The sequence below is a fragment of the Streptomyces sp. CAI-85 genome, assembly GCF_013363615.1.
GTDB lineage: Bacteria > Actinomycetota > Actinomycetes > Streptomycetales > Streptomycetaceae > Streptomyces > Streptomyces antibioticus_B.
On sequence record NZ_JAANNX010000123.1, the window covers coordinates 1 to 6,513 of the forward strand.

Here is a 6,513-nt window from a genome sequence, read left to right on the forward strand (position 1 = left end):
GCTTCGCCTTCTGCAAGAAGGACGAGGTCCTCACGGAAGCCGCAGACCGCCTGCGCCGCCTCACGCCGTGAACTCCTCGATCTCAGGTCGTGGCGGTTTCCCCAGGCACAACGGGTGTTGTCACAGCGACACGTACAGCGCCGGTGCTCGACGGTGCGATCTGGGCCACGCGCAAGTCCTCGGCATTGCGGGCGATGATCGCGGGAACGCCGGTGCCTGCCGGAACATGACGCACAGTCCAGCCCGCGCTCTCGAAGTACGCCTGCACTCGTGACATCGCCCGGACTGTCTCTTCTTCCGTAAGAGACCGGGTGGACCAGGCATGGTGGACGTAACGGCCCTCGGAGTCCTCGTACGTTCTTGTCCCGTCCTCCGCCCGGCTCGGGCCGGGGGGTGCTTGGAGGGCATCGTAGATGCGGCTGGAATGAGCGAGAGCCCGACGCCCAGCACGCTCGTCGACCTGCTTTCCCCGGAGGGCTGCGCATCCATTCCGTTGATGCGGTCCTGGATCTCCTGCCGCTTCGCGTCCCATTCCTTCCACTCGTTCTCAGGAAGCCTTACCGAGACGTCCACCTCCTCTCCCGTATTCGGGTCGACCTGGTGAACGATCTTGAATCGATCGGGCTCCTTCGCCGCCCCACGAGTCTGGGCGAGGACGGTCCGGTTCGCCTCGTCGCACACATCGGCGGGAAGCCCGTCCATCCATCCGATCGAATCGGGGTGGACGGCGATGTAATCCGCCTGCTGCTCATCGGTCAGGCTCTGCCACCCGTTCTCCCTCGGACTGCCTTGCCTGGGTGGCTCCTTGACCGAGTCCAGGTAGCTCTCGGCCGCCTTGAGGACACCACCCGTGTCCTTCTTCACGTCAACCCAGTCGCTCCCGGAGACCGTAAGGTCGTCGTCGGCCTTCAAGGCCCGCAGCTTCGGCGCCCACTTCTCGTCAGCCGCAGTCGCTTCCTCGAGAGCGTCCGCGATCTGATCGGCGTAGTCCTGCGCACGACGGTGATACGGGTTGGGGTCGCGGTTGGCCGACTGACGGCCGATCGCCCAAGCCGTCGCGCCGGTCATGCCGATCACCGTGCCGCCCTCAGGGAGTCTTCCGTCGATCTCCTCACCGCCGGACGGATAGCTGAACGAACCGTCGGAGTTCACGGTGAGCTTCTCCGCGTCCGCGTTCTCGACCGCCGCGTCCAGCTTCTTCTTCGCCGCCTCCACGTCGTACGCGAACCCGTCGAGTGCGGCGCCGACCAAGCCGCATTCCACCTGGGAGTAATGGAAGTTCTGCGCCAGCTCCTGAAGTTGCCTCAGGGCCGCGGTCGCAGCCTCACCCTGGTAGGCCTCGCGCATGGCCACGGCGATCTGCTGCTCGATTCGGTCCTTCGCCGCACTGGCCATGTCACTCGTGTTGCGGTATCCGGCCGCGGCGTCCGAGAAGTCCGACGGCTTCAGAGCCCTGAAGGTCGCGAAATCCATGGCTCCTCGTCACCGGCTCCCGGACCGGCCGCCGATGGCGGGCGTGTCCTCGTACTGGACCTTCAGCTTGCCGAATTCGGCCTCGATGGCCTGATCGGTCCGTACTTGATCGCTGCCAACTTTCTTGAACAGGGAGCCCACGCTTCACGAGCCCGCCGACCTCGATCACGCGTCGGCCCCCGCGCTCTTCGCGGCGCCGAGGGTGAGGGAGGTGTCCACCAGGTCCGCCAGCGGGCCGTCGGCGTGAGAGACGACGATCAGGGTGCGGCCCTCCGCCCGCCAGCGGACGAGGTCGTCGCGCACCGCCCGCTCGGCGGCCGCGTCCAGTCCGTTGAACGGCTCGTCGAGCAGGACCAGGCGCGGCTCGTGCGCGGTGGCGCAGAGGTAGCCGAGCTTCTTGCGCTGGCCCAGGGAGAGTTCGCCGACGAGCACGTCGAAGCGGTCGTCGAGCCCCAGGCTGGCGGCGCGCTCCCGCAGGTCCTCGGCCCGAAGTCCCCACACCCCGGCGACCAGCGCCAACTGCTCGTCCGCGGTGAGGTGTTCGTACAGCGGCGGCGGCTCCTGGACGAAGCCGCGCACCGCCCGTACGGCGGGATCGGCGGGCGGCCTCCCGGCGACGGCGACCCAGCCCGAGTCCGGTGCGAGAAGGCCGGCGATCACGTGCAGCAGTGTGCTCTTGCCGCTGCCGTTCGGGCCGGCGACGCGCACCGTCGTGCCCTCGGGCACATGGGCGGTGAGGCCGCGCAGGACGGGTTCCTCGCCACGGCGTACGACGAGGTTCTCGATGTCGATCACGAGGTGCTCCGGGAGGTGCCTGAGGAGTCGAAGAGTGCGGATGTGGGTGCTGAGTCGGGCCCTGTTCCGACGGCCGGCGACCGCAGGTCGCTGCGTGCGGTGACGCGCAGGGCGGCCCCTCCGGCCCCGAGGGAGACGGCGAGCAGCGCCGCGTGCACGAGATCGGTGCCGGCGTCCCCGCCCGGGGCGAGCGCGGCGCTCAGCCCGGCACCCGCGGTGACCGGCAGGGTGAGGAGCGCGACGAGCAGCCCCTCCGTGACCTCGGCGGCCGGGGCCCGGGTGATCCGGCCCTCGGCGAACGCCTCGGGGCGGGGCACGAGGAAATACGTGAGGACGACGGCGCAGCCGGTGGCGACCGCCACGACGGCCTGCGCCAGGATCGCCCGCGCCCACCCGGCCGGGCCGTGCACACCGCACAGTGCCGCGGCCCCCAGGGCGAACGGACCGGTCGCCGCGGCCACCGCCACCGAGGCGGTGACGGCCTTCGCGGCGACCCAGGCGCCGACGGCGCGCGGTGCCTGCCGCAGCATGTCCCAGCCCGCCCGGTCCGCCTCGATACCGCACACCTGCACGACCTCACCCGTCGTGACCAGCGCGGCAGCCACGAACACCCCGCCCACGACGGCGAACGGCAGGTCCCACAACGGCCCGCCGAGCCCGACGACGACACCCACACATCCCGCGCCCGACAGCACGCTCAGCCGCTGGAGGCGCGCCAGCCCGCCGACCGTCTGCGGATGCCCGCGCAGGAACCGGAGCCAGGTCACCCGCCCGACCAGGGCGTACGGCGACGAGGACCACGCCCGCCCGGCCCTGCCCACGCCGGCCGGCCGCCCGGCGGCCACGGGGCGCCCGCCGCTCGCGGCGGCGTCGCGGCGCACGGTGGCGCGCACCCGCAGCACGGCCGCGGCGGCCAGGACGACCGTCACGGCGGCGTAGACGGCCGCCACCCGGCCGACCGCCTCCGGCCGGTGCGCGACCGTCCACAGATGGGGACGGGCAGCGGTGAGCGCGTCGCCGATCAGCCGGGCCACGGCCTCCCGGGAGAACCCGCCGCCGCCCGTCAGGGCATGTACGAACGGTGCCGCCACCGCTCCGACGAGTCCGCCGGCCGACGCCGCGACGAGGACGCGTGGCAGGTGGGGGATCCGGACGACCCTGACCATCAGGGCCGTCACCAGCGCGATGTGCAGCGCCGCTCCGGTCACGGCCGAGCCCGCGCAGTGCAGCAGGAACACGGGCAGCATCCGGCGGCCCTCCGCGCCCGCCGCCAGCCAGGGCGCGCCGACGGCGAGGGCCGCGGCCAGCACCAGGACGGCGATCCCGGCGGCGGGTACGACGAGCCGGGCGGTCACGAGCTGGGCGCGGGACACCGGCAGGGTCCGCAGGACGCTCGCGTCGGGCGGGCTGACCAGGGCGCGGGCCTTCGCCGGTTCGGCGGTCAGGATCTGGTGGAGGAACCACACCGCGACCGGCGTCCACGTCCAGGCCGCCAGGTCCGTCCGTACGGCCGCCCCGGGCGGGACCAGCGCGCCGAGGGTGTGCCCGACGACCGTCAGCGCCCCGAGTCCGGCGGCGGCCCCGGCACCGACGACCACCCAGGCGGCCCGGCGCCGCCGCCGTGCCGAAGGGCCCGCGCCGACGAGGAGGTTGAGCCGTCGACGCGTGTCGGCGAGGCAGAGCGCGACGACGGTACGGCACCAGGCCGGGCGGGCGTACGGCGTGAGGGGGCGGGGCGGGGTCATGAAGGGGCGCCGGCGCGTGCCGTCCCGCCGAACCTCTGGGCGGGGCACAGCAGGGTCGCCGGGACGACCAGGGCCACGAACAGCGCGGCGAGGATCTTCGGCGCGGACGCGGTCGGCAGGTACAGGCCGAGAACGCCGAGCGGCGCCCACCACAGCACACCGCCCACGATCATCGCGACGCTGCCCCAGCGGGCGAGGGCGACGAGGAGGCCGGCCGCGAGCAGGACGACGCCGCTCACCAGCCAGACGACACTGAGGAGTTGGAGGACCTCCATGACGTCCCCCGGCTCGCCCTTCAGATCGGGGGACGCCTCCACGGCACGCCGGGTCCCGCCCGTCGTGGCGCGGAAGACCGCCCAGTACACGACCGCGCAGACTCCGGCCGCCGCCGCGAGCACCCCGCCCGCGATCCGCACCCCGGGGCGGGCGACGCCGTCGGCCACCACCGTCCGGCAACGCAGCAGAAACCGGATCACCTTGGGGTTCCCAAGGATGCCGAAGAGGAGGCGGTGCAGCATGGTTCTCCGAGACGCGGGGTCGGGGCAGGGCGTGAGAACGAGGCCGTGACGCCTGTTCCACCGTGTCCGCATCTCGGATCGTCATCACGCCGAACGTGAGGACACCGAGGAAGAGGGCCCCGCAGACTCCGGCGTTCCGCGCGATGATCTCCCCGTACCGCCGTCGGCGAGCATGACAAAAGCCCGGCGCCGGTCGAAACCGGTGCCGGGCTCTCGTCGGACGGGGCGGGTGCGTCCCGGGACTACTGGTCCTCGCCCGCCTCGGGGCCGTCCATGTTGTCGACGTCCTGCTCCAGGCCGAGCTGTTCCACGAGCCACTTGTCGAACTCGATGGCCGCGCGGACCCAGCTCACGGTGGAGGAGACGAACAGCTCGATGTTCACCCCGGCGCCGATGAGGAGCTGTGCCTCGCCGATGAGACGGACCGTGCCGTCGTCGTGGGTGTGCGTGTAGACCTTGGGCCACAGGGTGCGGCGGTTCCAGTCGTCGATCGCCTCCAGGATCTGGGGCTTGTCGTCGATCTTGTGGGGCCGGTCGTAGAACGTCCGCACCGAGTAGACCGCCTGGTCACCCTCGCCGCGGAACATGAAGTACGTACGGAATTCCTCCCACGGCGCGGCGAGGTCACCCTCGTCGTCGACGACGTACTTCAGCTCCATCTGGTCCAGGAGCTGCTTCACGAGGTCCTGATCCGGGACTACGGGGCCCGCCGGTCCCTGGGGCTGCGGCTCGGGCTGCTGGCCCCCGAAGTTCGGAATCGAGGACGGGTCGATGCTCACCGAAATTTCCCTTCGTACGGATCCCGCCATCCTCCCCCATGCGGGGAGGGGGGTGGCAACCCCGACGGGCCCTGTCAGCCCTGAGCTGACATGATCCGGCCTGTCGTATCACGGGACGGTGACGCGCGGAGGGGGAGCGGATGGCCGGCGGGCGAAGCGGAGTCAGGTGGGGCGTGGTGGCCTGCGTCCTGCTGTTGGCGGGCACGGTGGCGGGCGGGCTGCTGCTGGCCGGCGTGCCGTCGGCGGAGGAGGACCCCGCGCGCGGGCCCGTCCCCGTGCCGTGCACCGAGGCGCTGGCCTTCGGCGGGGCCGGGCTGCCGGACGGGGCCGAGGGCGCGAAGTGCCGAATGCAGTCCGCGATGGACGCGCTGTACGAGGCCGATTTCCGTATGCCGCGCAAGGACGTGTGGACCTGGGTGGCGGCCACCTATCCCGACGCGCCCGAGCCGGGCGGACCGGGCACCCTGGCCTGTCCCAAGGGCGTCGACCACTGCTTCCAGCTCGATGTGAACGGGCGCCCCGGGACGGACGCCTACTACGTCGACGTGGCCGTGACGTACGTGAACGCCGAGACCGCGCGCGTGCGGTTCTCGGCGTTCACCACCTGAGCGGCGCTACAGCGTCTTCACCGGGGACGAAGACGGCACCGGGCCCACGATCAGGCCGTCGCCCGCCGCGTCCACCCGCACCGTGTCGCCGTCCTTGACCTCACCGGCCAGGATCTCCTTGGCCAGCCGGTCGCCGATGGCCGTCTGGACCAGGCGGCGCAGCGGCCGGGCGCCGTACGCCGGGTCGTTGCCCTCGTCGGCGAGCCAGGCCAGGGCAGCGTCGGTGACCTCCAGGGTGAGGCGCCGCTCGGCGAGCCGGCGGGCCAGCCGGTCGATCTGGAGGCGGGCGATCCGGCTCAGCTCGCTCTTGTCGAGCGCCGAGAACACCACCAGGTCGTCCAGCCGGTTGAGGAACTCCGGCTTGAAGGACGCCCGGACCACCTCCAGGACCTGTTCCCTCTTCTCCGCCTCGGTGGTCACCGGGTCGACCAGGTACTGACTGCCCAGGTTGGACGTCAGCACCAGGATCGCGTTGCGGAAGTCGACCGTGCGGCCCTGGCCGTCGGTGAGCCGGCCGTCGTCCAGGACCTGGAGCAGGACGTCGAAGACCTCCGGGTGCGCCTTCTCCACCTCGTCCAGCAGCACCACGCTGTAC

The 6,513-nt window shown here is 71.9% G+C and carries 7 protein-coding genes; 1 reads left to right on the top strand and 6 read right to left on the bottom strand.

Translation table 11 applies throughout. The annotated features are described in order from the left end of the window. Window positions 1–120: 120 nt before the first annotated feature. The 5 genes from G6W55_RS36625 to G6W55_RS36645 form a co-directional block, all read right to left on the bottom strand. Entirely contained in the window at window positions 121–1,473 is a 1,353-nt protein-coding gene (locus G6W55_RS36625) for a hypothetical protein (protein ID WP_175524933.1), read from the bottom strand. A gap of 165 nt (window positions 1,474–1,638) precedes the next feature. After that, complete coding sequence (locus G6W55_RS36630; protein WP_175524934.1) at window positions 1,639–2,268, bottom strand: ABC transporter ATP-binding protein; 630 nt, start codon at window positions 2,266–2,268, stop codon at window positions 1,639–1,641. Then, window positions 2,265–4,013, bottom strand: a complete 1,749-nt coding sequence (locus G6W55_RS36635; protein WP_175524935.1) for a hypothetical protein — start codon at window positions 4,011–4,013, stop codon at window positions 2,265–2,267. The genes G6W55_RS36630 and G6W55_RS36635 overlap by 4 nt, the downstream gene beginning before the upstream one ends. Beyond that, window positions 4,010–4,531, bottom strand: a complete 522-nt coding sequence (locus tag G6W55_RS36640; RefSeq protein WP_175524936.1) for a hypothetical protein — start codon at window positions 4,529–4,531, stop codon at window positions 4,010–4,012. Before G6W55_RS36640 ends, G6W55_RS36635 begins: the two co-directional genes overlap by 4 nt. Before the next feature lie 242 nt (window positions 4,532–4,773). Further along, complete coding sequence (locus tag G6W55_RS36645; RefSeq protein ID WP_175524937.1) at window positions 4,774–5,310, bottom strand: YbjN domain-containing protein; 537 nt, start codon at window positions 5,308–5,310, stop codon at window positions 4,774–4,776. 140 nt (window positions 5,311–5,450) lie between these two features. Between G6W55_RS36645 and G6W55_RS36650 the strand changes: the two genes are divergently transcribed. Next, window positions 5,451–5,918, top strand: a complete 468-nt coding sequence (locus G6W55_RS36650) for a hypothetical protein (RefSeq protein WP_175524938.1) — start codon at window positions 5,451–5,453, stop codon at window positions 5,916–5,918. Between the two features lie 6 nt (window positions 5,919–5,924). Here G6W55_RS36650 and G6W55_RS36655 read toward each other — a convergent pair. Next, a partial coding sequence (locus G6W55_RS36655; RefSeq protein ID WP_175524939.1) for an AAA family ATPase occupies window positions 5,925–6,513 on the bottom strand: 589 nt, incomplete at its 5' end.

What these genes read in the sequence shown, in the direction of transcription:
- G6W55_RS36650 (WP_175524938.1), top strand. Translation starts at nt 5,451, where the DNA reads ATGGCCGGCGGGCGAAGCGGAGTCAGGTGGGGCGTGGTGGCCTGCGTC.
- G6W55_RS36625 (WP_175524933.1), bottom strand. Translation starts at nt 1,473, where the DNA reads ATGGATTTCGCGACCTTCAGGGCTCTGAAGCCGTCGGACTTCTCGGAC.
- G6W55_RS36635 (WP_175524935.1), bottom strand. Translation starts at nt 4,013, where the DNA reads ATGACCCCGCCCCGCCCCCTCACGCCGTACGCCCGCCCGGCCTGGTGC.
- G6W55_RS36640 (WP_175524936.1), bottom strand. Translation starts at nt 4,531, where the DNA reads ATGCTGCACCGCCTCCTCTTCGGCATCCTTGGGAACCCCAAGGTGATC.